Origin of the sequence: Streptomyces mutabilis (assembly GCF_014649815.1) — a bacterium.
Lineage (GTDB): Bacteria > Actinomycetota > Actinomycetes > Streptomycetales > Streptomycetaceae > Streptomyces > Streptomyces mutabilis.
The window spans coordinates 141,426-167,747 of sequence record NZ_BMTT01000007.1; the positions used below are offsets into that span (position 1 = coordinate 141,426).

21 protein-coding genes are annotated in these 26,322 nt (G+C 71.5%); 16 read left to right on the forward strand and 5 right to left on the reverse strand.

Annotated features, from left to right (window positions below; genetic code table 11):
- The first annotated feature begins 8 nt into the window (after positions 1-8).
- Positions 9-386, forward strand: coding sequence for an SsgA family sporulation/cell division regulator (locus tag IE142_RS17170; protein ID WP_191886583.1), 378 nt, complete (start codon positions 9-11; stop codon positions 384-386).
- A gap of 21 nt (positions 387-407) precedes the next feature.
- Here the strand turns inward: IE142_RS17170 and IE142_RS17175 are convergent, their stop codons facing one another.
- From IE142_RS17175 to IE142_RS17185, 3 genes are all read right to left on the reverse strand, one after another.
- A complete protein-coding gene (locus IE142_RS17175; protein ID WP_191886584.1) occupies positions 408-2,075 on the reverse strand; it encodes a penicillin-binding transpeptidase domain-containing protein in 1,668 nt (555 codons plus the stop codon).
- A gap of 198 nt (positions 2,076-2,273) precedes the next feature.
- Positions 2,274-3,905, reverse strand: a complete 1,632-nt coding sequence (locus IE142_RS17180) for a penicillin-binding transpeptidase domain-containing protein (protein ID WP_191886585.1) — start codon at positions 3,903-3,905, stop codon at positions 2,274-2,276.
- A gap of 458 nt (positions 3,906-4,363) precedes the next feature.
- Complete coding sequence (locus IE142_RS17185; RefSeq protein ID WP_191886586.1) at positions 4,364-6,109, reverse strand: dolichyl-phosphate-mannose--protein mannosyltransferase; 1,746 nt, start codon at positions 6,107-6,109, stop codon at positions 4,364-4,366.
- A gap of 82 nt (positions 6,110-6,191) precedes the next feature.
- On the opposite strand from IE142_RS17185, the gene rsmI reads away from it, so the two are divergent.
- The 10 genes from rsmI to IE142_RS17235 all read left to right on the forward strand — a co-directional run bounded on the left by rsmI (position 6,192) and on the right by IE142_RS17235 (position 18,865).
- Positions 6,192-7,037: a 16S rRNA (cytidine(1402)-2'-O)-methyltransferase gene (gene rsmI / locus IE142_RS17190; RefSeq protein WP_043372157.1), complete on the forward strand. Its 846-nt coding sequence runs from the start codon at positions 6,192-6,194 to the stop codon at positions 7,035-7,037.
- 171 nt (positions 7,038-7,208) lie between these two features.
- Positions 7,209-7,664 (forward strand): hypothetical protein, encoded by a 456-nt coding sequence (locus IE142_RS17195; protein WP_191886587.1) that lies wholly within the window; start codon positions 7,209-7,211, stop codon positions 7,662-7,664.
- A 49-nt stretch (positions 7,665-7,713) separates the two neighbouring features.
- Entirely contained in the window at positions 7,714-8,583 is an 870-nt protein-coding gene (locus IE142_RS17200; RefSeq protein WP_191886588.1) for a TatD family hydrolase, read from the forward strand.
- Positions 8,584-8,691: 108 nt separating this feature from the next.
- Entirely contained in the window at positions 8,692-10,023 is a 1,332-nt protein-coding gene (locus tag IE142_RS17205) for a resuscitation-promoting factor (RefSeq protein WP_229830602.1), read from the forward strand.
- A gap of 81 nt (positions 10,024-10,104) precedes the next feature.
- Positions 10,105-10,965, forward strand: a complete 861-nt coding sequence (rsmA, locus tag IE142_RS17210; RefSeq protein WP_191886589.1) for a 16S rRNA (adenine(1518)-N(6)/adenine(1519)-N(6))-dimethyltransferase RsmA — start codon at positions 10,105-10,107, stop codon at positions 10,963-10,965.
- Positions 10,966-10,972: 7 nt separating this feature from the next.
- The gene (locus IE142_RS17215; protein WP_191886590.1) at positions 10,973-11,869 is read left to right on the forward strand and encodes a 4-(cytidine 5'-diphospho)-2-C-methyl-D-erythritol kinase; all 897 of its coding nucleotides are present in this window, start codon (positions 10,973-10,975) and stop codon (positions 11,867-11,869) included.
- A 360-nt stretch (positions 11,870-12,229) separates the two neighbouring features.
- Positions 12,230-14,044 (forward strand): ABC-F family ATP-binding cassette domain-containing protein, encoded by a 1,815-nt coding sequence (locus tag IE142_RS17220; RefSeq protein ID WP_191886591.1) that lies wholly within the window; start codon positions 12,230-12,232, stop codon positions 14,042-14,044.
- 243 nt (positions 14,045-14,287) lie between these two features.
- The gene (locus IE142_RS17225) at positions 14,288-16,108 is read left to right on the forward strand and encodes an outer membrane protein assembly factor BamB family protein (RefSeq protein ID WP_191886592.1); all 1,821 of its coding nucleotides are present in this window, start codon (positions 14,288-14,290) and stop codon (positions 16,106-16,108) included.
- A 67-nt stretch (positions 16,109-16,175) separates the two neighbouring features.
- The gene (locus IE142_RS17230; protein WP_191886593.1) at positions 16,176-18,038 is read left to right on the forward strand and encodes an outer membrane protein assembly factor BamB family protein; all 1,863 of its coding nucleotides are present in this window, start codon (positions 16,176-16,178) and stop codon (positions 18,036-18,038) included.
- Positions 18,039-18,190: 152 nt separating this feature from the next.
- Positions 18,191-18,865 (forward strand): helix-turn-helix transcriptional regulator, encoded by a 675-nt coding sequence (locus tag IE142_RS17235; protein WP_191886594.1) that lies wholly within the window; start codon positions 18,191-18,193, stop codon positions 18,863-18,865.
- Between the two features lie 243 nt (positions 18,866-19,108).
- Here IE142_RS17235 and IE142_RS17240 read toward each other — a convergent pair whose 3' ends face one another.
- Positions 19,109-19,417 (reverse strand): hypothetical protein, encoded by a 309-nt coding sequence (locus IE142_RS17240; protein ID WP_191886595.1) that lies wholly within the window; start codon positions 19,415-19,417, stop codon positions 19,109-19,111.
- Between the two features lie 21 nt (positions 19,418-19,438).
- Positions 19,439-21,118, reverse strand: coding sequence for a sodium:solute symporter family protein (locus IE142_RS17245; RefSeq protein WP_191886596.1), 1,680 nt, complete (start codon positions 21,116-21,118; stop codon positions 19,439-19,441).
- Positions 21,119-21,296: 178 nt separating this feature from the next.
- Here IE142_RS17245 and galT point away from each other — a divergent pair, with 178 nt between their 5' ends.
- The 5 genes from galT (at position 21,297) to IE142_RS17270 (ending at position 26,320) form a co-directional block, all read left to right on the forward strand.
- The gene (galT, locus tag IE142_RS17250; RefSeq protein WP_191886597.1) at positions 21,297-22,358 is read left to right on the forward strand and encodes a galactose-1-phosphate uridylyltransferase; all 1,062 of its coding nucleotides are present in this window, start codon (positions 21,297-21,299) and stop codon (positions 22,356-22,358) included.
- Positions 22,355-23,317: a UDP-glucose 4-epimerase GalE gene (gene galE / locus IE142_RS17255; protein ID WP_191886598.1), complete on the forward strand. Its 963-nt coding sequence runs from the start codon at positions 22,355-22,357 to the stop codon at positions 23,315-23,317. The genes galT and galE overlap by 4 nt, the downstream gene beginning before the upstream one ends.
- 30 nt (positions 23,318-23,347) lie before the next feature.
- Positions 23,348-24,511: a galactokinase gene (gene galK / locus IE142_RS17260; protein ID WP_191886599.1), complete on the forward strand. Its 1,164-nt coding sequence runs from the start codon at positions 23,348-23,350 to the stop codon at positions 24,509-24,511.
- A gap of 118 nt (positions 24,512-24,629) precedes the next feature.
- Positions 24,630-25,292, forward strand: coding sequence for a hypothetical protein (locus tag IE142_RS17265; RefSeq protein WP_229830605.1), 663 nt, complete (start codon positions 24,630-24,632; stop codon positions 25,290-25,292).
- 95 nt (positions 25,293-25,387) lie between these two features.
- On the forward strand, positions 25,388-26,320 hold the full coding sequence (locus IE142_RS17270; RefSeq protein ID WP_229830637.1) for a hypothetical protein: 933 nt from the start codon (positions 25,388-25,390) through the stop codon (positions 26,318-26,320).
- Positions 26,321-26,322: the final 2 nt, after the last annotated feature.

Below are 26,322 nucleotides of genomic sequence, written 5' to 3' on the forward strand. Positions count from 1 at the left end.
GCGATCCGATGTCCGTGGTCGAACAGTACGTACGAGCCCACATCCTGACCGACGCGGACCTCCCCGACTGGGACGACGGCGGAGCGATACCCGTCGTACTGCGCTACGACCCCGACCACGACCCTCGGTCGGTGTGCGTCGCGCTGCCCGCGCGGGGACGCGCCCCCGCCTCCCGCGAATGGGCCTTCTCCCGTGCGCTGCTGGAGCAGGGCCTGCGCGCGCCCGCCGGGACCGGCGACGTGCGGGTGTGGCCGTGCGGGCGGGTCCAGACGGTCGTCGAGTTCCACTCCCCGCAGGGCTGCTCGGTGGTGCAGTTCGAGACCAAGGCGCTCATGCGGTTCCTGCGCCGCACCTACACGGCGGTGGCCCAGCCGGTGGCCCACTGAGCCACCGGCCGGTCCCGCTCGTCAGCCCGCGTTCTTGAGCAGCGCCGCCACGATCGGGCCGGCGCTCTCGCTCCCGTGGCCGCCCTGCTGGACCACGCCCGCCGCGGCCAGGTCGCCCTTGTACGCGGTGAACCAGCCGTTGGGCTTCTCCTGGTTGTCGACCTCCGCCGAACCGGTCTTCGCCCCGGCGTCACCGCCGACCCCGGCCATCGCCTCCGCCGCGGTGCCGGCGGCCGCGGTGTAGGACATCAGCTCGCGCAGCTGCGCCAGCGTGGACGCCGACATCGTGCGGGAGGCCGTGGCGAGTGCGCGGCCGTCGACCGACGGGGAGACCAGGTACGGCTGGTGGAAGGTGCCCGCCTTCACGGTCGCCGCCACGGACGCCATGTTCAGCGGGTTCATCCGCACCCCGCCCTGGCCGATGAGGGAGGCGGCCATGGGGGCGGCGCTCTGCACCGGCACCGAGCCGTCGAAGGTGGGCACGCCGACCGACCAGTTGTTCATGGACAGGCCGAACACCTCCTTCGCCTGCTTGGTCAGGTCGTCGTTCTCCAGCTTCGGGGCCTGGCTGATGAAGGCGGTGTTGCAGGAGCGGGCGAAACTCGCCTTGAAGGTGCCGTCCTTGATCTCGAACTCGTCGTCGTTCTGGAACTTCCAGCCGCCGTAGCTGAAGTACTTCGGGCACGGGTGCTTCTCGTCCGTCGACGCCAGGTTCTTCTCGATCAGCATCGAGGCGGTGACGACCTTCATCGTGGAGCCCGGCGCCAGCGAGCCCTGGAAGGCGGTGTTGAAGCCGTGGCCGCCGTTGGCGACGGCGAGGATCTCCCCGGTGGAGGCGCGCAGCAGCACCACCGACGCCCGCGCCTTGCCGGCCACCTGCTGCTCGGCGGCGGCCTGGAGGGCGGGGTCCAGGGTGGTCTTCACGGTGCCGGGCGTGCCCTCGCTCAGCTCCAGCAAGGTCTTGTCGGAGGCCTTCGCCGCCTTGGACGCCTTGCCGCGGACCACGCGCAGCTCGATGCCGGGGGTGCCGCCGGCCTTCTCGCCGTACTTCTCGCGCAGGCCGTCCAGGACGGTGCCGAGGGAGGGGTACTTCGCGGCGGTGAGTTCCGCGCCGTCCCGGTCCAGCGCCTTGACCGGCGGGTCTCCGGCCTCCCCGGTGACCAGCTTGTCGCCGTCCTTCAGCTCCGGGTGGACGACGGCGGCGTGCCAGTCGACGCGGGGCTCGCCGTCGCCGGCCCGCCGGACGACGGTCAGCGCGCTGTCGTACGCGAGCGGCTTGCTGGTCTCCTCGTGGGCGACGGTGGCCTTCACGGAGAACGGGACCTTCTCCCCGGCCGGGGTGCCCGGAGTGAGCGTGACGTCCTTGATGCGGGCGTCCTTGCCGTAGCCGGTCAGCAGGGCCTTCGCGGCCTCGGCGTCGTCGGTGGCGGCGGCGGCGCCGGCCACGTCGCCCTTCTGCCACGCGGTGAGGAAGCGTTGGGCCGTAGAGGTGACCTCGGCCGCGGTCAGCGGGCCGGACTTCACTTTCTCCCCGGCCGCAGCGGACGTGGTCCCGTCGGTTTTCCCGCCGCCGGCGTCGTACATCGCGTAGGCGCCGAATCCGGCACCGGCCACGACCACGGCGGCCACACTGCCGATCACGGCGGGTCTCGTCCTGCGCCGCTCGGCGGCGGCCCTTCTGCTGCCCACTGCGTCCCGTTCCTTCGCGCTGCCCGTCGGTGTCCCGGCCGTTGCTGTCGCACTGCCGCACGCCTACAACGACGGTGACCACCCTAAGGTCGGTTCCGGGCCCCCGTCCGTGCCCCGGCGTCGGCACGCACCCTCGCCGCGCGGATGACGGGGGACCCCGAACGTGCCGAGTCCCCGGCGGAGTACCGCCGGTCCGGTTCAGCCGCCGGCGCGCAGCACGTCCGCGACGATCGGGCCGGCCGCGTCACCGCCGTGGCCGCCCTGCTGGACCATGGCCGCCGCCGCGACGTCACCGCGGAAGCCGGTGAACCAGCTGTCGGAGGTGGCGTTGCCGTCGACCTCCGCCGACCCGGTCTTCGCGCCGATGTCGCCGCCGAGCCCGGACATGGCCGCGGCGCCGGTGCCCTGGGTGGCGGTGAGCCGCATCATCTGCTTCAGCTGGGCGGCGGTGCTCTGCGGCAGGCCCTTGGCGGTGGCCAGCTGCCGGCCGTCCAGGTCGGGGGAGACGAGGTAGGGCTGGCGGAACTCGCCGGTGATCGCGGTCGCCGTCACCGAGGCCATGTTCAGGGGGTTCATCTGGACCTGGCCCTGGCCGATGGCGTTGGCCGCGCGGTCGGGGCCGCCGGACGCGGGGACGCTGCCGTCGAAGGAGACGATGCCGGTCTGCCAGTCGTCGCGTCCCAGCCCGAAGCGCTCCTCGGCCTCCGCCGTCAGTGAGGAGTCCGTGAGCGGCTCCTCGTCGATGAGCTTGATGAAGCCCGTGTTGCAGGAGCGCATGAAGGTGTTGGCGAGCGTGGCGCCCTCGTCGGGCGCCATGCCGGTGAGGTTCTTGAAGGTCTGGCTCTGCCAGGTCGCCGTGTCCGGGCAGGGCGCCGGGCCGTTCATCGAGGTCACGCCGTTGTCGATGAGCATGGCGGCGGTGATGATCTTCATGGTGGAGCCGGGTGCGACCCGCCCCTGGAACGCCGCGTTGAAGCCGTCCGCCCGGTTGTTCGCCACGGCCAGCACCTCGCCGGTACTCGGCTCGACCGCGACCACGGAGGACTCGCCGTACCGCTTCACGGCCTTCTCGGCCGCCGCCTGCACGTTCGCGCTGAGCGTCGTCTCCAGCTTGCCCGGCTTGCCCTCGGCCAGGGTCAGCAGCGGGGTGTCGGGGGTGTTCGCGGCCGTGTGCCGGACCACCAGCTCGACGCCGGGAGTGCCGCCCGCCTTGTCGCCGTACTTCTCCCGCAGGGTGGCGAGGACCGGGTCGAGGGAGGGGTACTTCTCCTTGGTCAGCACGGTGCCGTCGCGGCCGATCGCCTGGATCTGCGGGGTCGCCGACTCCTCGGTGACCAGGGTGTCGCCGTCCTTCAGCTCCGGATGGACGACGGACGGCTGCCAGTCGACCAGCGCCCGCCCGGTGGTCTCCCCGCGCACCACCGTCAGCTCGCTCCTGTACGTCAGCGGCTTGCTCGCGCCCTCGTACGACACCTTCGCCTTCACCGTGAACGGCACGCTCGTGCCGGTCGCCGTGCCGGGCGTGACGTCCACGTCGGTGATGTGCGCCGCCTCGCCGTACGCCGTGAGCAGCGTCCCCGCCACCGAGGCGTTGTTCGTGTACGACGCCGCGGTGGCCGCGTCGCCCTTCTCCCAGGCCGTGAAGAACTTCTCGGTCGTCTCCGCGACCTCGTCCTCGCCGGGCGGCCCGCTCTTCTTCGCCGTACCGGTGCTCCCCGAGCCGCCCCCGCCGTCCAGCGCGGACACGATGTTGTAGGTGCCGTACCCGGCCCCGCCCACCATCACGGCGAACACGCCGCCTATGACGGCGACCTTCACCCCCCTGCCCATCGGCAGTCCCCTCCCCGTCGGACCTTCCGCCCGCCTTCTTGAACGCGTTCAGAAGCAGTTGTGGTTGCACTCTAGGCGCACGGAGGTGAGCAACGGTACGAATGTTTCCGTTTGGTGGCCCAAAGGAGATCCGGCGGGACGGGACGGTCAGAGACTGCCGGGGCCGGCCGTCGCCATGGCCTCCGCCGTCGCCTGCCCGACGGCGCGGCCCACCCATTCCGGGGCACCAGCAGGGACAGCTTCCCTTCGTCGACGAGGTGGCGCAGCAGACTCTCCGACCGGAGGGCGTCCACCGCCCGGTACGGGCGCGTGTGCCGATCGAAGCGCAGACGGTCGTTCTCGTACGGATGACGCAGGGTCATCCTCCGTGCGGTGCAGTCCTGGACAGCTCCACCACACCGGAGGTCCTCGCCATGATCAAGCCCCGCCAGCGTTGACAACGCTCGTGATCGATACACCTAGACCCAGGTGTCCAGCCACATCCGCGCCCGCCAGTCCTCCATCGGGATCGCCGTCCCCGTGTAGATCGGCCAGAAGTAGATGAAGTTCCAGGCGATCAGCAGCACCAGCACGCCCGCGCCCGTCGCCCCCGCGACCCGCCGGGCGTCGCCGCAGCCCGGCCGGCCGATGATCGCCCCCAGCAGCATCGCCACCGCCAGGCACAGGAACGGCAGGAAGACGACGGCGTAGAAGAGGAAAATCGTGCGCTCCTGGTACAGGAACCACGGCAGATAGCCGGCCGCGACACCGCATGCGATGGCGCCCGCCCGCCAGTCCCGGCGGAAGGCCCAGCGCCACAGCACGTACAGCAGCGCGAAGCAGCCCACCCACCACAGCAGCGGCGTGCCCAGCGCCAGCACCTCGCGGGCGCACTTCTCGCCGGCGTCGGCCGGGCAGCCGTCCGAGCCGGGTGAGGGCGACTCGTAGAAGTAGGAGACCGGGCGGCCCAGCACGATCCAGCTCCACGGATTGGACTGGTACGTGTGCGGCGAGGTGAGGTGCGTGTGGAACTCCAGCACCTGCGTCTCGTAGTGCCACAGGCTGCGCCACCAGTCCGGGAACAGCCACGACCAGGAGCTGTTCTCGCCGTCGGTCGCGGCCCAGTCCCGGTAGTAGCCGCCGGTGCCGTCGGCGGGGGAGAGGATCCAGCCCAGCCAGGACAGCAGGTAGGTGCCGAGGGCCACCGGCACCGTCGACAGGAACGCCAAGCCGAGGTCGTACTTCAGGACGGACAGGTGCGGCCGGTGCGCGCCCGCGACCCGGCGGGTGCCCACGTCCCACAGCACGGCCATCACGCAGAACGCCGCCATGATGTACAGGCCGTTCCACTTGGTGGCCGCCGCCAGGCCCAGCATCAGCCCCGCGGCCAGCCGCCAGGGCCGCCACCCGAATCGGAACGTCTCGGCGATGTCCGCGTCCGGGCGGACCCGGCCGTCGGCGTCCACGGGCAGCGCGGCGGCGAGTCTCCCGCGCCCCCAGTCGCGGTCGGCGACCAGGCAGCCGAAGGCCGCCAGCACGAAGAACATCAGCACGCTGTCCAGCAGCGCGGTGCGGCTCATCACGAAATGCAGCCCGTCCACCGCCATCAGCGCGCCCGCCAGGCAGCCGAGGAAGGTCGAGCGGAACAGGCGCCGACCGATCCGGCACAGCAGCAGCACCGACAGCGTGCCCAGCAGCGCGGTCATGAACCGCCAGCCGAACGGGTCGAACCCGAACAGCAGTTCGCCGAACCCGATGACGTACTTGCCGACCGGCGGATGCACAACGTACGCCGCGTCTGCGGGGATCGGCACGTCGCCGCCGGAGTTCAGGACCAGGTCGTTGGCGTCCTTGTCCCAGTTGACCTCGAAGCCCCGGTGGATGAGCGCCCACGCGTCCTTGGCGTAGTACGTCTCGTCGAATATCACCGCCTTCGGGCTGCCCAGGTTCCAGAACCGCAGCACGCCCGCCAGCAGCGCCACCAGCAGCGGCCCGCCCCACGCCGACCAGCGCACGATCCGCTCGGCACGCGTCTTCGACAGGCCGAGGAAGACCCACAGGCGCGGACCGGGGCGCGTGTACGGGGGCACCAGCCGGTCGCGGACGTCGTCGGCCGCGGGCGGCGCCGTGTAGCCGAAGCGGCGCAGCCGCTGCTGCCAGGCGGGCCGCTGCTCGTGCGGGGCCTGGTCCTGCCGGGTGTCCGTGGAGGACGCGGTACTGGTCACCGCGCCATCGTAGGGAACCGCGCTGTGCACGTCCCGCGCACGCCCCGGACCGGTCCTGGCGCGTCCCTGGGAGGATGGGGGAGTGACTGGAACCCTTGTACTGGCGGGCACCCCCATCGGCGACGTGCGCGACGCGCCGCCCCGGCTCGCCGAGGAACTGGCCGGCGCCGACGTCGTCGCCGCCGAGGACACCCGGCGGCTGCGCCGGCTCACCCAGGCGCTGGGCGTCACGCCGCGCGGGCGTGTCGTGTCGTACTTCGAGGGCAACGAGTCCGCCCGCACCCCCGAGCTGGTCGAGGAGCTGGCGGGCGGCGCGCGCGTGCTGCTGGTGACCGACGCCGGGATGCCGTCCGTGTCCGACCCCGGCTACCGGCTGGTCGCCGCCGCCGTCGAACGCGACGTCCGGGTCACCGCCGTGCCCGGCCCGTCCGCAGTGCTCACCGCGCTCGCCCTGTCCGGGCTGCCCGTCGACAGGTTCTGCTTCGAGGGCTTCCTGCCCCGCAAGGCCGGCGAACGGCGGGCGCGGCTGCGCGAGGCGGCCGGCGAGCGCCGGACCCTCGTGTACTTCGAGGCCCCGCACCGCCTGGACGACACGCTCGCCGACATGGCCGAGGCGTTCGGCGCCGAGCGGCGGGCCGCCGTCTGCCGGGAGCTGACCAAGACGTACGAGGAGGTCAGGCGCGGCGGGCTGGGCGAGCTGGCCGCGTGGGCCGCCGAGGGCGTGCGCGGCGAGATCACCGTCGTCGTCGAGGGCGCCCCGGACCACGGCCCCGAGGAGGTCGACGCGGCGGAACTGGTGCGCCGGGTGCGGGTGCGCGAAGAGGCGGGGGAGCGGCGCAAGGAGGCCATCGCGGCGGTCGCCGCGCAGGCGGGCCTGCCCAAGCGCGAGGTGTTCGACGCGGTGGTGGCGGCCAAGAACGCGGGGTGACGCGGAGAGGTCCTTTCCGGCCGCGCTTGACTCGTTCCTGACGATTCGGCCTCAGCGCCAAGGGCGGCCCAAATCGGCTCAAACACTTGGCAGATCCCGTGCTTCTGCGCTGGTGGAGGAGTCCACTGGAGGAGGCAGCAGCCAGAACGCCGAGCGAGCGGAGGAGCCGGAATGGGCATCAGGGAGAGCACGGCGCGGACCGGACTGCGCGCGGGCGCCACCGGCGTCGTCCACGAGTCGTACTCGTTCGCGTGCATGCGCTGCGGGCACGGCTGGGAGCAGTCGTTCGAGATCGAGCACCACAAGGACGCCGACGGCCGTGAATTCGTGCTCTACGTCGCGGACGGCCGCGTCGTACCCTCCCCGCTGACCCGGCCGACCTGCGCCAACTGCGACAACCACGTCGTGCGGATCATGCGGCCGGGGCGGGTCGCCTTGGTGCGCGGCGCCTCCGACGGCCTGCACCGGGTGCCGCCCGCCGGACCCCTGGAGGTGCCGCAGGTGCCGGCCGGCCAGGTGGTGCCCGAGGTGCCGGGACCGGGAGCGCCGGGCCTGACCGCAGGGCGCGGGCACCGGCACCTGGGCGGCCTCCTGCACGCCCTCCACCTCCACCGCGGGGCGAGCTGACCCGCCGGAGCCTCGCGGGGCGTTCGCAGGGCTTCCGTAGGATCGAGGCATGCCTTCGAACGCCTCCGGCCGCTCCGACAAGAACGACGCGCCGCCGCTCCCCGAACCCCTACGGGTACCGGTCGCCGACTCCCACACCCACCTCGACATGCAGGCGGGCACGGTGGCGGAGGGCCTCGCCAAGGCCGCGTCGGTCGGCGTCACCACGGTCGTCCAGGTCGGCTGCGACCTCGCCGGCTCCCGCTGGGCGACCGAGACGGCGGCGGCCCACGACGCCGTCCACGCCACCGTCGCCCTGCACCCCAACGAGGCGCCGCGCATCGTCCACGGGGACCCTGGGCGTGAGCCCGGCGGGGACGCGGCGCTCGACGAGGCACTGGCCGAGATCGACCGCCTCGCGGCCCTCCCGCAGGTCAAGGGCGTCGGCGAGACGGGACTGGACCACTTCCGCACTGGCCCCGAGGGCAAGGAGGCCCAGGAGAGGTCCTTCCGCGCCCACATCGAGATCGCCAAGCGGCACGGCAAGACCCTGGTCATCCACGACCGCGACGCCCACGCCGACGTCCTGCGCGTTCTCAAGGAGGAGGGCGCCCCCGAGCGCACCGTCTTCCACTGCTACTCCGGCGACGCCGAGATGGCCGGGATCTGCGCGAGCGCCGGCTACTACATGTCCTTCGCCGGCAACGTCACCTTCAAGAACGCCCAGAACCTCCGCGACGCCCTCGCGGTCGCCCCGCGGGAGCTGATCCTGGTGGAGACCGACGCGCCGTTCCTGACGCCGGCGCCCTACCGGGGCCGGCCCAACGCCCCCTACCTGATCCCGGTCACCGTCCGCGCCATGGCCGCCGTACGGGGCGTCGACGAGGACACGCTGGCGACGGCACTGGCCGTGAACACCGCACGCGCCTTCGGGTACTGAGCCCGCCCGGCACCCGTTCGCCACGCTGGGTGTCCGCGCGACTTTGGAGAGTGACGGGTGCTCCGCTAGGTTCTGGGGGCCCGATCCGGACCCCTGGAGCGTGTCGGCGTGAGCGGAACGAAGACCGAGACCCACGAGAACCGGGTGCCGTACGGCACGAAGGGGACGTACGACGTCCACAGCGCGCCGACCCTGCCGTACGGCGACACCTGCCGCCCCGCGCCGCCCCGGCAGGGCGGCGGTCCGGTACCGGTCCCCGCTCCGCGGGGCGCCCGCCCGGTGCCGGTTCCCGCTCCGCAGGGCGGCCGGGCCGCGCGTCGGCGCCGGGAACGCCGCACCGGGCCCGCGGACGGCTCCCTGCGTCGGCTGGTGCCGCGTGCCCTGGTCCTGGCGTTCCTCGCGGGCGGCACCACCGCCTTCGTCGCCAAGGACAAGGCCGTCGAGCTGACCGTCGACGGCACCCCGCGCACGCTGCACACCTTCGCCGACGACGTGACCGAACTGCTCGCCGACGAGGGCGTCCAGGTGGGTGCCCACGACGTGATCACGCCCGCCCCCGGCACCCGGCTGAGCAGCGGCGAGGAGGTCACCGTCCGCCGCGGACGCCCCGTCCTGCTCACCCTCGACGGTCGGCGGCACCAGGTGTGGACGACCGCCGACACGGTGGAGGGGGCGCTTCGGCAACTCGGCGTGCGCGTCCAGGGCGCGTACCTCTCCGCCCCCGCGTCCCGGCGCATCGGACGCGAGGGCCTGGCCCTGGACGTGCGCACCGAGCGCGTGGTGACCGTCATGGCGGACGGCCGGGCCCGCACCGTCCGCACCATCGCCGCCACCGTGCGCCAGGCCGTCGAGGAGGCCGGGGTCACGCTGCGCGGCGAGGACACCACGTCCGTCCCCGGTACCGGCTTCCCCCGCGACGGGCAGACCGTCACCGTGCTGCGGATCTCCGGCTCCCAGGAGGTCCGCGAGGACCCGGTCCCCTTCGCCGTACGACGCTCCGCGGACCCCTCCCTCTACCGGGGCACGGAGGTCGTCGAGCAGGCCGGACAGCCCGGCCTCCGCCGGACCACGTACGCCGTGCGCACCGTCAACGGCGTCCGGCAGAGACCGCGCATGCTCCGCACCGATCTGGTGCGCGAGCCCCGCCCGCAGATCGTCCGGGTCGGCACCCGCGCCCGGCCCGCGTCCGTGCGGGGCGCCGACCACCTCGACTGGCAGGCCCTCGCCGCCTGCGAGTCGGGCGGCCGCCCGCACGCCGTCGACCCGTCCGGCACCTACGGGGGCCTTTACCAGTTCGACACCGCCACCTGGCGCGGCCTCGGCGGCGAAGGGCGCCCCGAGGACGCGACACCCGCCGAGCAGACGTACCGGGCGAAGAAGCTCTACGTGCGCAGCGGCGCCGACGCTTGGCCGCACTGCGGCGCACGCCTGCGGGGCTGACCGGCGACGGCCCCGCCCGCTCGGGAAGCGCCCCCCATCGGCCCGGACCGGCCCGCGCCCGCCCCCGGCTACCCTTGCGGGGTGAGCAGCCCCACCCCCGACGCCCTCCTGGGTCCCGCCGACGTCCGCGAACTCGCGGCGACCCTCGGCGTACGCCCCACCAAGCAGCGCGGCCAGAACTTCGTCATCGACGCCAACACGGTCCGCCGTATCGTCCGCACCGCCGAGGTACGCCCCGACGACGTGGTGGTCGAGGTGGGACCGGGTCTCGGCTCGCTCACCCTGGCCCTGCTGGAGGTGGCCGACCGGGTCACCGCCGTCGAGATCGACGACGTCCTCGCCGCCGCCCTGCCGGCCACCGTCGCCGCCCGCATGCCCGAGCGCGCCGACCGGTTCGCGCTCGCCCACTCCGACGCGATGCACGTCACCGACCTGCCGGGCCCCGCCCCGACCGCGCTGGTGGCGAACCTGCCCTACAACGTCGCCGTGCCCGTCCTCCTCCACATGCTCGACACCTTCCCGAGCATCGAGCGCACCCTCGTCATGGTCCAGGCCGAGGTCGCCGACCGCCTCGCCGCCGGGCCCGGCTCGAAGGTGTACGGCGTCCCCTCCGTGAAGGCGAACTGGTATGCCGAGGTCAAGCGGGCCGGTTCCATCGGCCGCAACGTCTTCTGGCCCGCGCCCAACGTCGACAGCGGACTCGTGTCCCTCGTCCGGCGTACCGAGCCGCTGCAGACCACCGCCTCCAAGCGCGAGGTATTCGCCGTCGTCGACGCCGCGTTCGCCCAGCGCCGCAAGACCCTGCGGGCCGCCCTGGCCGGGTGGGCCGGTTCGGCCGCCGCCGCCGAGGCCGCCCTCGTCGCCGCGGGCGTGTCGCCGCAGGCGCGCGGAGAGGCGCTGACCGTGGAAGAGTTCGCGCGTATCGCCGAACACAAGGAGTGACGAGCAAGTGAGCGTGACGGTCCGCGTCCCCGCCAAGGTCAACGTCCAGCTCGCGGTCGGCGCCGCCCGCCCCGACGGTTTCCACGACCTGGCCAACGTCTTCCTCGCCGTCTCGCTGTACGACGAGGTCACCGCGACCCCGGCCGCCGGTGGACTCCGCGTCACCTGCGAGGGCCCGGACGCCGACCAGGTCCCCCTGGACCGCACCAACCTCGCCGCCCGCGCGGCACTCGCCCTCGCCGAGCGGTACGGCCGCGAACCCGACGTGCACCTCCACATCGCCAAGGACATCCCCGTCGCCGGCGGCATGGCGGGCGGCAGCGCGGACTGCGCCGGCGCACTCGTCGCCTGCGACGCCCTCTGGGGCACCGGCGCCTCGCGCGAGGAGCTGCTGGAGATCTGCGCCGAGCTGGGCAGCGACGTGCCGTTCAGCCTGGTCGGCGGGGCCGCGCTGGGCACCGGGCGGGGCGAGAGGCTGATGGAGCTGGAGGTCGGCGGCGACTTCCACTGGGTGTTCGCGCTGGCCACGCGGGGGCTGTCCACGCCGGCCGTCTTCCGCGAGTTCGACCGGCTGGGGGAGGGCCTGGACATTCCGGAGCCGGTCGCCGACCAGGCGGTCCTCGACGCCCTCGCCAAGGGCGACCCGGCCGCGCTCGCCGTGGCCGTCTCCAACGACCTCCAGCCGGCCGCGCTCTCCCTCTTCCCCGAACTGGGGGACACCCTCGCGGCCGGGCGTGCGGCGGGAGCGCTGGCGGCGCTGGTCTCGGGCTCGGGGCCGACTACGGCCTTCCTCGCCGCGGACTCCGGGGCCGCGTCCGACATCGCCGGGGTGCTGCGGGCCTCGGGGACGTGCCGGGACGTGCGTACGGCGGTGGGGGCGGCGGCGGGGGCTTCGGTGGTGTGAAAGGCGTCAGCGGGCCCCGAGGGCGCGGTCAGTTCGTGGTGTCATAGGGGACGCTGATCCCCAGGTGGTCGTGCGTTGCGCTTGTCGATGACGGCGGTCATCTCCCGCACCACACTGAGTTCCCGGGCTCTGCAGTCCGTCGAACAGCAGGTTGATCGCAAGGTAGTGGAAACGGCGCTGCAGCCCGACGGACTCGGCGGCCATGGCTCATGCCCATGGACGGGATCCTGTTGCCCACTCACCACGGTAGCCGGGCCTTCGGCATCACCTCACTACAGCGAGTGACGGCACCCGCCCGCCCCACCCCGCCCCCCGGAGGGCCTACGCTTGAAGGCTGATCGTCCCCCAGGCAGGAGAGAAATGGCCGTCAACCTGGTCAATGTCGAGAACGTCAGCAAGGTATACGGCACCCGCGCACTCCTCGACGGCGTGTCCCTCGGCGTCTCCGAAGGGGACCGCATCGGTGTCGTCGGCCGCAACGGCGACGGCAAGACGACCATGATCCGGATGCTGGCCAGGCTGGAGGAGCCCGACACCGGCCGGGTCACCCACTCCGGCGGGCTGCGCCTCGGCGTCCTCACCCAGCACGACTCCCTCGACCCGGAGGCGACCGTCCGCCACGAGGTCATCGGCGACATGGCCGACCACGAGTGGGCGGGCAACGCCAAGGTCCGCGACGTACTGACCGGGCTGTTCGGCGGGCTGGACATGCCGGGCTTCCCGCAGGGACTGGACACCGTCATCGGGCCGCTCTCCGGTGGTGAGCGGCGCCGGATCGCGCTGGCCAAGCTGCTCATCGAGGAGCAGGACCTGATCGTCCTCGACGAGCCCACCAACCACCTCGACGTCGAGGGCATCGCCTGGCTCGCCAAGCACCTGCGCGAGCGGCGCTCCGCGCTCGTGTGCGTGACGCACGACCGCTGGTTCCTCGACCAGGTCTGCACCCGCATGTGGGACGTGCAGCGCGGTGACGTGTACGAGTACGAGGGCGGCTACTCCGACTACGTCTTCGCCCGCGCCGAGCGCGAGCGAATCGCCGCCACCGAGGAGACCAAGCGGCAGAACCTGGTCCGCAAGGAGCTGGCCTGGCTCAGGCGCGGGGCGCCCGCGCGGACGTCCAAGCCGCGCTTCCGCGTCGAGGCCGCCAACGAGCTGATCGCCGACGTGCCGCCGCCCCGGGACAGCAGCGAGCTGATGAAGTTCGCCTCGTCGCGGCTCGGCAAGACCGTGTTCGACCTGGAGGACGTGACCGTCCAGGCCGGCCCCAAGGTGCTGCTCAAGCACGTCACCTGGCAGCTCGGCCCCGGCGACCGCATCGGCCTGGTCGGCGTCAACGGCGCCGGCAAGACCACCTTGCTGCGGGCCATGGCCGAGGCCGCCCGCAGCGAGGGCGAGCAGCAGCCGGCCGGCGGGCAGGTGCGCGTGGGCAGGACCGTCAAGCTGGCGTACCTCTCCCAGGAGGTCGCCGAGCTGGACCCGAACTGGCGGGTGCTGGAGGCCGTGCAGCGCGTCCGCGAGCGCGTCGACCTGGGCAAGGGGCGGGAGATGACCGCCGGGCAGCTGTGCGAGACCTTCGGCTTCGGCAAGGAGAAGCAGTGGACGCCGGTCGGGGATCTCTCCGGCGGTGAGCGGCGGCGGCTCCAGCTGCTGCGGCTCCTCATGGACGAGCCCAACGTCCTCTTCCTCGACGAGCCCACCAACGACCTCGACATCGAGACCCTGACCCAGCTCGAGGACGTGCTCGACGGCTGGCCCGGGTCGATGATCGTCATCTCCCACGACCGGTTCTTCATCGAGCGGACCACCGACCGGGTCTTCGCCCTGCTCGGCGACGGCGCCCTGCGGATGCTGCCGCGCGGTATCGACGAGTACCTGGAGCGGCGGCAGCGGATGGAGGAGTCCGCCGCGGCCAACGCCCCGGCCGCCGCGGCGAAGCCGGCCGCCGCCGTGGCCGAGAAGAGCGCCGCCGACGTGCGTGCCGCCAAGAAGGAACTCCAGAAGATCGAGCGGCAGCTGGACAAGGTCTCCGAGAAGGAGACCAAGCTGCACGCGCGGATCGCCGAGAACGCCACGGACTTCGCGAAGGTGGCCGAACTCGACGCCGAGCTGCGGGAACTGGCCGGTCAGCGCGAGGAACTGGAGATGCGCTGGCTGGAACTGGCCGAGGACGCCTGAGCCCCTGCGCGCAGGGGGCGCAGCGCGCATGGCGTGAAGAAGGCGTGAAGGCGCGTAACGGAGGCATCACGGGCCGGTCCTCCCTTGGGAACAGGGGAGGGCGCGGCCCGGTGTGCGCTTCGGCCCGGGTGATAGAAAGGCCGTCCGAGAACTGTCTGAACGACTGCCGTGAAACGACTCCGAGGCCAGCGCGTACCTCGGGACGTGGCTAGAAATCAGTGAGTCATAAGGGGGAACGCGCTGATGAGCAAGCCGCCCAACCAGCCGCCGCAGGGTGGCTTCGGAGCGCCGCAGGATCCACCGCCGGGAGGCTTCGGGGCGCCGGCCCCGCAAGGCCAGCCGCAGACGCCGCCGCCCCCGCAGGGCGCGCCGTCCGGCCCGCCGCCGCAGCAGCCGGGACACGGATACCCGCAGCAGCAGCCCGGTCAGCCGGGACCGTACGGGCAGCCCGGCCAGCCGGGTCCCTACGGCCAGCCGGGACCGTACAACTCCGGCCCGTACGCCCAGCCGCAGCAGCCCGGCCCGTACGGTCAGCCCCAGCAGCCCGGTCAGCCGGGATACGGCTACCCGCAGGCGCAGTTCCCGGGCGCGCCCGGCACCCCGCCGCCCGGTGGCCCCGGGTCCCGCAACCCGTTCAGGGGCAAGCCGGCCCTGGCGATCGGCGCCGCCGTCGCCGCCCTGCTCGTCATCGGCGGCAGCGTCTGGGCGGTCACGTCGACCGGCGACGACAAGGACAAGAAGCCCGTCGCCGGCAAGAGCGACGACCCCAAGCCCTCCGGCTCCGGCGGCGGCGCCCCGGTCAACCCGGGTGACGGCAGCGGTGACGGCGGCGAGGACCCCGAGAACCTCAACGAGGGCCGCCAGGCGGGCGAGTCCGAGGTCCTGTGGTACAAGGAGGCGCCCGACGCCCCCGGTTCCGGCGCCGACGCCGACGGCATGTGGATCACCGACAAGGCGGCGGTGAAGGCGGCCTACAAGCAGGTCTTCGCCTACGACGTCGGCGACGGCAAGCCCAGCTGGGACCCGATCACCTTCCCGGAGAAGATCTGCGCGGTCACCCCGGAGAAGACGGCCGACGACAAGATCGTCGTCGCGTACATGAGCGGCTCCAGCGACCGCGCCAAGTGCAACAAGCTCCAGGAGGTCGACCTCGCCACCGGCCAGAAGGGCTGGACGGAGGAGGTCGAGGACGGCGAGCTCTTCGACTCCACGCTCTCCGTCGAGCTCACCGTCAGCGGCAAGACCCTGATGGTCGGCCGCTCGCAGTCCGGCACCGCGTACGACGTCACCAGCGGCAAGAAGCTGTACGACAAGAAGAAGTACGGCGACGCCTGTTTCCCCGCCGGGTTCGCGGGCAGCGCGAACAAGCTGGTCCAGGTCGCCTCCTGCGGCGCCGGCGGCAACAACGCGCACGACGAACTCCAGGGGCTCGACCCGAAGACCGGCAAGGTCCTGTGGACCTACGCGTACGAGAAGGGCTGGCGGGTCGGCCGCGCCTACTCCGTCGACCCGCTCGTCGTCTACGCCACCGACGAGGAGAAGAAGGTCTGGAACATCTCCGCCTTCACCTCCGGCGGCAAGGTCCAGGAACAGGTCGGCGTCGACGAGGACTTCGCCCCCGAGTGCGGCTGGGCGATCCTCGAACGCGACCTCCAGGGCTGCGCGGGCGTCGCCGTCGGCGGGGGGACCCTCTACCTGCCGACCGAGGCGACCACCGGTGCCAACGAGATCGTCGCGATCAACCTGGCCACCGGCAAGGAGAAGTGGCGCGCGAAGTCCCCCGCGGACGAGTCGATGATGCCGATGAAGGTCGAGGGCGACCAGCTCATCGCGTACGTCCAGCCGTCCTACGACGCGGGCGGCCAGGTCGTGTCGATCCCGACCGGCGGCAGCAGCCACGAGCCGAGCAAGCTGCTGCAGAACCCGCAGGCCGTCGCGGACATCGAGAACAGCTTCTACTCCAAGGACATCGACTGGGTCGACGGGCGGTTCTTCATCTCCAGCACCCGCCTGACCGGGAACGACGAAGCGAAGGAGAAGTTGATGCTCGCCTTCGGCAAGTGACCTTCTTCTTCCGCTCGTTCCCGACGCCCGCCGTCGTCCCCGTCCCCCCTCCCGAGGTACTCACGCCATGACCCAGCCGCCGCCCCCGCCGCCCAACCAGCCCCCGCAGGGGGGCGGTTTCGGCCCGCCGCAGAACCAGCCACCGCAGCCGCCCACCCCGCCGCCCGGCGGGCCGGACCTCGGCAAGGCGCCCGAGCCGGGCTACGGCTACCCGCAGACGCCCCCGCAGGCTCCTCCGGCGGCCCCGCCGTCCGGGCCGACGCCTCAGCCCGGGTACGGGTATCCGCAGACCCCGCCGCAGCCGCAGCCCGGTTACGGCTACCCCGGGCAGCAGCAGCCGGGCGCGTACGGCCAGCAGCCGACGCCTCCGTACGGGCAGCCGGGGCAGCCCGGGCAGCCGGGTCAGTACGGGTACGGCTACCAGCCGCCGACCATGCCGATGCAGCCCCAGGCCGGCGGGCCGGGCGGCGGCGGCCGGAAGAGCAACGCCCAGATGGCGATCATCGTGTCGGCCGTCGTCGCGATCGCGCTGATCGTCGGCGGAGGTGTCTGGTACGCCAGCTCCTCCGGCGACGACGGAGGCAAGGACGACACCGCGAGCTCCGGCGGCAAGGACGGTACGGACGGGAAGGGCGGCTCCGGCGGCAAGTCCTCCGGCGGCGAGGAGAAGGTGCCCTCGGACCCGGCGTCCAAGGTGCTCTTCCAGGTCCCGGCGCCCGCCGTCCCCAAGGACACCTCGAGCATCCCCACCACCGGCTCCTGGCTCACCGACAAGGTGTACGCCAAAACCGGCATCGCGGAGATCGTCGGCTACGACCGGGACAAGGGCAGCAAGGCCTGGACGATCGACCTGCCCGGCCCGGTGTGCGAGGCCACCCACCGGATCACCGAGGACAACAGGACGGCGATCATCTACAAGCCCGCCATGCCGACCAAGACCGAGCCGCAGTCCTGCTCGGAGATCGCCGTGCTCGACCTGGCGGCGGGCAAGACCGCGTGGACCAAGCCCGTCGAGACGGGCGGCCGGCCGATGTCCCTGGACAACGTGACGCTGAGCGGGGGCACCGTCGCCGCGGGCAGCACCGACGGCGGCATCGCCTGGGACATCGCCACCGGTGACCTGCTCTGGTCCCCCAAGCCCACCGACACCTGCTACGACGCCGGCTACGGCGGCGGCGAGAAGCTGGTCGCGGTGCGCAAGTGCGGTTCGTACGACGCCCGGCAGCTGAACATCCAGACCATCGACCCGAAGAGCGGGAAGGTGATCTCCGAGTACAAGATGGCCAAGGGCATCGAGTACGCCGCCGTCGTCTCCACCGAACCGCTCGTCGTCGCCGCCGACGTCGGCGACTCCGCCGGGGACGGAAGCGGTATCTCGGACTTCTTCTCCATCGACAACAAGACCGGCAAGCTCCTGAACCGCATCTCCGCGCCGGGTGACGACTTCGGAGCCAGCTGCGAATCGATCACCGAGGTCGAGGACTGCCGTGGTCTGGCGGTCGGCAACAACCGGCTCTACATCGCGACCGAGGAGCACGAGAGCGGCGGCGAGTCCTACAGCCGCACCAACGAGGTCGTCGCCTTCGACCTCACCACCGGGAAGCAGACCGGTGAGCGTGCCGACGCCGGCGACGACTACACCATCACCCCGCTGCGCATGGACGGCGGCAACGTGATCGCGTACAAGCGGCCGCCGTACGACAAGGGCGGCCAGGTCGTGAGCATCGACGGCGGGACGTTCAAGCAGACCACCCTGCTGGAGAACCCGGCGACCGAGGCGGTGCGGGAGGTGGAGTCCAGGATGTCGCCGGACTACTCCGAGATCCGGTACTCGCAGGGCCGCCTGTACATGTCGCAGGTGTACGCCGGCGAGCCGACCAGCGCGGACGACAAGGAGTACCTGGCGATCGCGTTCGGCACGAGCGGCTGAGTTCCGCTGCCCGCACGGCCCCGTCCCGGGGGCGGGGCCGTGTTGCATGGATTGCCGGTGATCCGGGACGGTTCTTGCCGGTAGGGGCAGCGCGAGGGAGCCCCAGCGTGTAGCTTCCGGGGGACTGGGGAGGGTGACTGGGGGGTTGCTCGATGGGTGTACGACTCATGGTGGTCGACGATCACCGATTGCTCGCCGAGGCGTTGGCCTCGGCGTTGAAGTTGCGGGGGCACCGGGTGCTCGCGGCGGCGGCGCCGGCGGCGGGGGCGGCGGAGCTGGTGATCAGCCGGGCGCCGGAGGTGTGCCTGCTGGGGACGGCGACACCGGCCGAGCCGGGGATCTTCGATCCGGTGGTGCGGGTCAAGCGGGAGCGTCCGCAGGTGGCGGTGCTGGTGCTGGGCCCGGTCCCGAGCCCCCGCGGGATCGCGGCGGCGTTCGCGGCCGGGGCGTCGGGGTACGTGCGGCACGACGAGCGGATAGAGGGCGTCGAGCGCGCGATCGTGAAGGCGCGGGCCGGGGAGGCGGCGGTGGCGCCGACGCTCCTGCAGGGGGCGTTCGGCGAGCTGCTGAACCCGGCGGCCCAGCCCGACGACGAGGGGCAGCGGCTGCTGCAGATGCTCACGCCGAGGGAGGTGGAGGTGCTGGTGCGGGTCGCGGAGGGGGAGGACACTCGGCTGATCGCGGCGGGGATGGGCATCGCCCCGTCCACGGCCCGGACGCACGTGCAGCGGGTGCTGATGAAGCTGGGCGTGGGGTCGAGGCTGGAGGCGGCGGCGTTGGCGGCCAGAACGGGCTTGCTGGACCGGGCGGGTGCCTCCGGCGGTTGAGCGGGTGCCTACGGCGGTCGGGCGGGGCGCCTGCGGCGCAGCTGCGGGCAGTCGTGCCTTCCCCGGTGCCTTGACGGTCTGGGAGGTGCCCCCCCAAGGGCGGCACGGGTGGGCGCAGCGGCACCCCGCTGCGCCGGGCCGCGCGACGCCCCCGCGCCCACACCCACGCCGGGTGCGGAGGAAACGCCGGGCAGCGCACCCAGCGCCCCCCCCGGCACCCGCATCCCGGTCACGGCACCCGCGTCACTCCCCCGCCCCCTCCTCGGCGGAGGGCGGCGGCGGAGCCGTGGGCCGCAGCTTCAGCCACGCCAGGAAGAACAGCCCCAGCACCAGCATCCCCAGCCCGGTCCACAGGTTGATGTTCACCCCCTGCGCCTTGTCGATCTCGTCGTCGGACGCCACGAAGCCCGCGATCGTCACGATGACGCCGTAGACCACGAACAGCCCGCCGATGATCCGCCGGATGTCGAACAGCCGCGCGGCGGTGACGGACTTGGTCTCCAGCTCGGAGACCTCGTCCTGGACGTTCTTGTCGGAGTGGGAATCAGACATGCTCTCTCAATCCTCCCGCGATCAGAACGAGAACGGGACGTAGCAGGCGGCGGCCAGCACGACCGCTCCCCAGCCCAGCAGCGCCGGCTTGCGGTACCACGCGTCGTCGCCCTTGGCGGGCGCCTCGGACATGCCGGGGGAGGTGGTGCCGTAGACCAGGCCCTGGAGTTCGGCGGTGGGCTTCGGGGCGGTGAACAGGGACACGGCGACCATGACCACCGCGCCGGCCACGAAGCCCGCGATCGCGGAGACGAAGTTGGCGCCCTGGTCGGAGGGGATGTCGATGATGCCCTGCTTGTAGATGACGAAGTAGTTCACCATCGCGGCCGTGGTGCCCGCGATCAGGCCCCAGAAGCCGGACTTCATGGACGCCCGCTTCCAGAACATGCCGATGATGAAGACGACGAACATCGGCACGTTGAAGAAGGAGAAGAGCGTCTGGAGGTAGCTCATGATGTTCGAGAACGACGACGCGAGGAACGCCGTGCCGATGGACGCGAGGACGCCGATCACGGTGATCAGGCGGCCGAAGCGCACGTAGTAGTCGTCCTCCCGGCCCTTCACGACGTACCGCGCCCAGATGTCGGTGGTGAAGACCGTGTTGAAGGACGACACGTTGGCCGCCATGCCGGCCATGAAAGCGGCCAGCAGGCCGGTCACCGCGATGCCGAGGACGCCGTTGGGCAGCAGTTGCTGCATCAGGTACGGGATCGCGTCGTTGTACTGGAGGTCGGAGCCCGGCGTGCCGATCCTGGGGACGAGGACCGCCGCGACCAGGCCCGGGATCATGACGACGAAGACGATGAAGATCTTCGGGAAGGCGGCGATGAGCGGCGTGCGCTGGGCCGCCGAGAGGTTCTTCGCGGACAGGGCGCGCTGCACCTCGGCGAAGTTGGTCGTCCAGTAGCCGAAGGAGAGGACGAAGCCGAGGCCGAGCACGATGGTCAGCCAGTTGGCGCCGAGCGGGTTGTCGCTGCCGATGCCCGTGCCGCCCCACGCGGTCATGAAGTCGCCGCCGCGGCTCTTGGTGAGGGAGTCGGACAGGCCGTCCCAGCCGCCGACCTTCTTCAGGCCCAGGACGGTGATCGGGATGAGGCCGGCCAGGATGACGAAGAACTGGAGGACCTCGTTGTAGATCGCCGACGACAGACCGCCCAGCGTGATGTACGCCAGGACGAAGAAGCCGGCGACCACGATGGCTACCCACTGCGGCCACCCGAGGAGGGCCTCGACGACGATCGCGAGGGCGTAGAGGTTGACGCCGGCGATCAGGATGGCCGCGACCGCGAAGAGGATCGAACTCAGCAGGTGCGACGCCTTGTCGAAGCGCAGGAGCAGGAACTCCGGCACCGAGCGGACCTTGGAGCCGTAGTAGAACGGCATCATCACCAGGCCGAGGAAGACCATCGCCGGGATGGCGCCGATCCAGTACCAGTGGGTCGTGTAGACGCCGTACTGGGCGCTGTTGGCGGCCATGCCGAGGATCTCGGTGGCGCCCAGGTTGGCCGCGACGAAGGCGAGGCCGGTGACCCAGGCGGGCAGCGAGCGGCCGGACAGGAAGAAGTCCAGGCTGGTCTTGACCGAGCGGCGGGCGGCGAAGCCGATGCCGAGCACGACGACGAAGTAGATCCCGAGGATCGTGTAGTCGAGCCAGTTGGTCGGGAGTCGAAGCTCCGCGGCCAGATGTGTGGGGGTATGCATACGAACTCGCTTCGTTGCGCGAACTGATCCGCAGCGGAACCTACGCCTCCGCGTTCAGAAATTGAACACTTTTGGTGATGTTCTTTGTTTGATTGTGATGATCGGGGCGCTGGTTGGTTGTGAAGTGTTATGTTTGATTGTGTTGGATGATTGGGTGTGGGTACGGAGGAGTGCGGCTGTGAAGAAGACCTCGACCCGGCTGGCCGACGGTCGCGAGCTCGTCTACTACGACCTGCACGACGACGCGGTGCGCGACGCCGTGGACCGGCGTCCGCTGGAGCGGACCGTCACCACCTCCGAGGTCCGCCGCGACCCGCTGCGGGGCGACTCGGTCGCCATCGCCTCCCACCGCCAGGGCCGCACCTACCACCCGCCCGCCGACCAGTGCCCGCTGTGCCCGTCCCACGGGGAGCGGCTGAGCGAGATCCCGGACTCGTCGTACGACGTGGTGGTCTTCGAGAACCGCTTCCCCTCGCTGGCCGGCGACTCCGGCCGCTGCGAGGTCGTCTGCTTCACCTCCGACCACAACGCCTCGTTCGCCGACCTGAGCGAGGAGCAGGCCCGCCTGGTGCTCGACGCCTGGACCGATCGCACGTCGGAGCTGTCGCATCTGGCCTCCGTGGAGCAGGTGTTCTGCTTCGAGAACAGGGGTGCCGAGATCGGGGTGACACTGGGTCACCCGCACGGGCAGATCTACGCCTACCCCTTCACCACGCCCCGCACCGCGGAGATGCTCCGTTCGCTCGCCGCGCACAAGGACGCGACCGGTGGGGAGAACCTCTTCGACGCCGTGCTGGAGGAGGAGCTGGCGGGGGAGCGGGTCGTCCTGGAGAGCGAGCACTGGGCGGCCTTCGTGCCGTACGCCGCGCACTGGCCGTACGAGGTGCACCTCTACCCCAAGCGGCGGGTGCCCGACCTGCTCGGACTGGACGAGGCGGCCCGCACAGAGTTCCCCCAGGTCTATCTGGAACTCTTGAGGCGCTTCGACCGGATCTTCGGAGAGGGTGAGCCTCCGACGCCGTACATCGCGGCCTGGCACCAGGCCCCGTTCGGACAGCTGGAGGACTTCGAGGGCGTGGCGCGGGACGACTACGCGCTTCACCTGGAGCTTTTCACTATTCGCCGTACGTCCGGCAAGCTGAAGTTCCTCGCGGGCTCCGAGTCCGGCATGGACGTGTTCATCAACGACGTGCCCCCGGAGCGCGCGGCCGAGCGACTGCGAGAGGTAGCGAGTTCATGAGCGGGAAGTACCTGGTGACGGGCGGGGCCGGCTATGTCGGCAGCGTGGTCGCCCAGCATCTGCTGGAGGCGGGCCACGAGGTCGTCGTCCTCGACAACCTGTCGACGGGCTTCCGTGAGGGCGTCCCGGCGGGCGCCTCCTTCATCGAGGGCGACATCCGCGACGCCGCCAAGTGGCTGGACGCGTCCTTCGACGGCGTCCTGCACTTCGCCGCCTTCTCCCAGGTCGGCGAGTCCGTCGTGAAGCCCGAGAAGTACTGGGACAACAACGTCGGCGGCACCATGGCCCTCCTGGAGGCCATGCGCACGGCCGGCGTCCGCAGGCTCGTCTTCTCCTCCACGGCCGCCACGTACGGCGAGCCGGAGCAGGTCCCGATCGTCGAGATTGCGCCGACGAAGCCCACGAACCCGTACGGCGCCTCCAAGCTCGCCGTCGACCACATGATCAGCGGTGAGGCGGCGGCCCACGGCCTGGGCGCGGTGTCGCTGCGCTACTTCAACGTCGCCGGTGCCTACGGCGAGTACGGCGAGCGCCACGACCCCGAGTCGCACCTGATCCCCCTGGTCCTCCAGGTGGCGCAGGGCCGCCGCGACGCCATCTCCGTCTTCGGCGACGACTACCCGACGCCGGACGGCACCTGCGTGCGCGACTACATCCACGTCGCCGACCTGGCCGAGGCCCACCTGCTGGCCGTCGCGGCCGCTGTCCCCGGCGAGCACCTCATCTGCAACCTGGGCAACGGCAACGGCTTCTCCGTCCGCGAGGTCGTCGAGACCGTCCGCCGCGTGACGGGCCACCCGATCCCCGAGGTCGTGGCCCCGCGCCGGGGCGGCGACCCGGCGGTCCTGGTGGCGTCGGCGGAGACCGCCAAGGAGAAACTGGGCTGGAACCCGTCCCGCGCGGACCTCGCGGGGATCGTGGCGGACGCGTGGGAGTTCGCGCAGCGGCGCGCGGGCTAGAGGACTGGACGAAGGGCGAGGGGTCAGGGCATGGGCGAGGCTGTGGCGGAGGCCGTCGGCGAGCGGTTCCGGGAGCTGTACGGCGCGGAGCCGGAGGGGATCTGGGCCGCACCCGGCCGCGTCAACCTCATCGGCGAACACACCGATTACAACGACGGCTTCGTCATGCCGTTCGCCTTGCCGCACACCGCCGTCGCGGCCGTCTCCCGCCGGGACGACGGCGTCCTGCGCCTGCACTCGGCCGACATCGACGCCGGTGTCGTCGAGCTGCGGGTGGCCGACCTGACCCCGGAGTCGGACAAGTCCTGGACCGCGTACCCCTCGGGCGTGGTCTGGGCGCTGCGCGAGGCCGGCCACGAGCTGACCGGCGCCGACATCCACCTGGCCTCGACGGTCCCCTCCGGCGCGGGCCTGTCCTCCTCGGCGGCCCTGGAGGTCGTCGTCGCCCTCGCCCTGAACGACCTCTACTCCCTCGGCCTGCGCGGCTGGCAGCTGGCCCGCCTGTGCCAGCGCGCGGAGAACGTCTACGTCGGCGCCCCCGTCGGCATCATGGACCAGACCGCCTCCGCCTGCTGCGAAGCGGGTCACGCCCTCTTCCTCGACACCCGCGACCTCTCCCAGCGCCATGTCCCCTTCGACCTCGCGGCCGAGGGCATGCGCCTCCTCGTGGTCGACACGCAGGTCAAGCACTCCCACAGCGAGGGCGAGTACGGCAAGCGCCGCGCCGGCTGCGAGAAGGGCGCGGCGCTCCTGGGTGTGGACGCCCTGCGGGACGTGCCGTACGCCGAACTCGACGCGGCACTGGAACGCCTGGCCGACGACGAGGAGGTGAGCCGCCTGGTCCGGCACGTCGTCACGGAGGACGAGCGCGTGGAGCGGGTGGTGGCGCTCCTCGAATCCGGCGACACCCGCGCCATCGGCCCCGTCCTGGTCGAGGGCCACGCCTCCCTGCGCGACGACTTCCGTATCTCCTGCCCCGAACTGGACCTCGTCGTCGACACCGCCCTCACCTCCGGCGCCCTCGGCGCCCGCATGACCGGCGGCGGCTTCGGCGGCTCGGCGATCGTCCTGGCGGACGCGTCCGACGCCGACGCCATCACCAAGGCGGTGGAGGAGGCCTTCGCGGCGGCCGGCTTCACGGCACCGCGGGTCTTCGAGGCGGTGCCTTCGGCGGGGGCGCGGCGGGTGGGGTGACGCCCTCGGGACGGTTCACGGCAGGGCGGCGCTGACGCAATCCCAACTACCCCCTCATCAGTCCCGGTCGATAGCGTTGTCACACTCGTGAGAACCCTCGCCCCACCGGGAGCCATCCGTGAACCGCCGCCCCACCCTGCTCGCCGCTGCCGCGATGTCCGCCGTCGCGGCTCTGTCGCTGTCCGCCTGCGGGGGCGGTGAGGAAAGCTCCGAGGGCAACGACAAGATCGCGGGGGCGGACACGGGGGGTGACTCGTCGGCCTCGGTTTCGCCGAGTGGCGCTGCATCGGATGCGGCGAACCGACCAGACATCACTCTGCCCAAGGACATGAGGAGCACCTTCGAGGGCTGGAAGACGGGAGATTCCGTCAAGGACGCAGCTCTGGCCGATGCGGAACGGGCACTCGGCGCGGTCGATGACGCGATCGCCCGGGGCGACACCAAGTCGAGGTCGCTTTCCTACTACTTCCAGGGTGATGCGCTCATCAGTGAAGTCAAGTGGGTTCAGGCGTGGCTTGACGAGAACATCTCCTGGACAGGGACGATCCGCTACTTCGATCCGCAGGTGACCCTCCGCGACCAGAAGACGGCAGTTGTCGTCTACTGCGCGGACGACAGCAAGGCTTACAACAAGGATCGAACGACCGGAAAGGTCGACAAGACGCCATCCAGCGACAGCCCCTACGTGCTTTACAACACTCGCCTGGAGAAGAGTGACGAGGGCGTGTGGGTGACAACAGGCCTCTACACCAAGAGGGGACACGAGAAGTGCGGAGGCTGATCACACCACGCCGGTTGGGCATCGTTTCCCTTCTGGCTCTGTTTCCGGCCGTTATTTCGCATGTTGCGGCGGCAACACCAGGGCCTGCTCCCTCTGTGACCGAAGTCGACACTGACACGTCCGCGGGGCTCAACGGCGACACCATCTCGGCGTCAGCTGGGAGCGTCGTTGTCTTCGACCGCTCGAAGAACGGCGTCGGCGAGGCGAGCGGAGCTGTCACATCGTCCGCGTCCTGGACACCACCCGCCTGCTACTACGCGCCGAAGTACACGCCCAAGGGAATCGAGGCGCAGATGCGCCAGGTGTGGGAAAGCAGCGCCCCCAGCCCGGAATGGTCCCTGAAGACGCAGAATCACTTCGTCAACGGCAAGCCCTACAAGGACTTCAACAAGGAAAAGGAAGGCGAGGGTTACTGGTGGGACGCGTACGTCACTGAGGGCCGCGAGGCGGACCCTGCAGCCCAGGACTGCGACGAACTGCCCTTCTGGGTCGACGAGGGAGACGCTCCGCCGGCCAATGTCCCGCAGGCCATCACGGCCGAGACCCTCGCCCAGCTCGCGTACGCGGAGATCCGCGTCCCTTCCACCGAAGTCGAACTCGCCCCCGCGGACACCACAAAGGTCAACCTACCGACCTGGGCCTGGCTGGACACCGCCGAGTTTAAGCCGGTCTTTGCCACCGCCTCCGTGCCGCTTCTCGGCCTCAGCGCGACGACCACGGCAGAGCCCGTTTCTCTGGAGATCACCCCGGGCGCGGACGATGCGGTCACGTACCCCGCCGCCGGACAGTGCGACATCCGTGACGGACGGATCGGTGAGCCCTACGCCAAGGGGAAGGCCGACGAAACCCCGCCCTGCGGAGTCACATACCTGCGGTCCTCCGGCGACGGATCGTACAAGCTCCAGGCCACGGTCACCTGGAAGATCAGCTGGACGAGCACGACCGGTCAGGGAGGAGATCTCCCCGACGGTCAGTTCGGTGCCGACCAGGATGTGGTGGTGCAGGAGATCCAGGCCGTCAACCGCTGAAG

Coding starts and splice junctions, on each gene's coding strand:
- galK (WP_191886599.1), top strand. CDS start 23,348: ATGGGCGAGGCTGTGGCGGAGGCCGTCGGCGAGCGGTTCCGGGAGCTG.
- IE142_RS17170 (WP_191886583.1), top strand. CDS start 9: ATGTCCGTGGTCGAACAGTACGTACGAGCCCACATCCTGACCGACGCG.
- IE142_RS17180 (WP_191886585.1), bottom strand. CDS start 3,905: ATGGGCAGGGGGGTGAAGGTCGCCGTCATAGGCGGCGTGTTCGCCGTG.
- IE142_RS17245 (WP_191886596.1), bottom strand. CDS start 21,118: ATGCATACCCCCACACATCTGGCCGCGGAGCTTCGACTCCCGACCAAC.
- IE142_RS17220 (WP_191886591.1), top strand. CDS start 12,230: ATGGCCGTCAACCTGGTCAATGTCGAGAACGTCAGCAAGGTATACGGC.
- IE142_RS17225 (WP_191886592.1), top strand. CDS start 14,288: ATGAGCAAGCCGCCCAACCAGCCGCCGCAGGGTGGCTTCGGAGCGCCG.
- IE142_RS17230 (WP_191886593.1), top strand. CDS start 16,176: ATGACCCAGCCGCCGCCCCCGCCGCCCAACCAGCCCCCGCAGGGGGGC.
- IE142_RS17195 (WP_191886587.1), top strand. CDS start 7,209: ATGGGCATCAGGGAGAGCACGGCGCGGACCGGACTGCGCGCGGGCGCC.
- IE142_RS17240 (WP_191886595.1), bottom strand. CDS start 19,417: ATGTCTGATTCCCACTCCGACAAGAACGTCCAGGACGAGGTCTCCGAG.
- IE142_RS17235 (WP_191886594.1), top strand. CDS start 18,191: ATGGGTGTACGACTCATGGTGGTCGACGATCACCGATTGCTCGCCGAG.
- galE (WP_191886598.1), top strand. CDS start 22,355: ATGAGCGGGAAGTACCTGGTGACGGGCGGGGCCGGCTATGTCGGCAGC.
- IE142_RS17200 (WP_191886588.1), top strand. CDS start 7,714: ATGCCTTCGAACGCCTCCGGCCGCTCCGACAAGAACGACGCGCCGCCG.